Source organism: Micromonospora noduli (genome assembly GCF_003264365.1).
In the GTDB taxonomy this organism is placed as follows: Bacteria; Actinomycetota; Actinomycetes; order Mycobacteriales; family Micromonosporaceae; genus Micromonospora; species Micromonospora noduli.
Genome location: NZ_PYAK01000202.1, coordinates 1 through 385, shown reverse-complemented (window position 1 = coordinate 385; position 385 = coordinate 1). Strand labels below are relative to the sequence as shown.

Sequence of the window (385 nt, the reverse complement as noted above, 5' to 3'; positions counted from 1 at the left end):
GTTCCGAAACAACCACGTTTAATAATTAAATCGTATGTTCCGGAACAGGCAATGAACTTAAAATTATCAGTTTTGGAACAGACAATCAATAAAAAATTGTCTGTTCCGGAACAGGCAAATTACTTATTAAACGTTGTTTGTTCTGGAACAGGCATTACCTGTTTCGGAACAAGCAATGAACCGAAACGTGTCAGTTCCGGAACAGACAATGATCGTTCTGGAACAAACAATTTAAAAAAACATACTTGACTCTTCAGGGCTTCTGTAATAATAATCGAACACAACTTGCAGGAAATAGGAAAAAAATTTCTCAACCCATCGCTTATCGGAGGAATCAAACCTAAGGTTCTTTTAATTTTCTCAGAATGCTTTTACCACCTGAGCT

1 protein-coding gene is annotated in these 385 nt (G+C 36.4%); it reads left to right on the top strand.

Annotated features, from left to right (window positions below):
- A partial coding sequence (locus tag GUI43_RS34385) for a hypothetical protein (RefSeq protein ID WP_211326816.1) occupies nt 1-249 on the top strand: 249 nt, incomplete at its 5' end.
- Nucleotides 250-385: the final 136 nt, after the last annotated feature.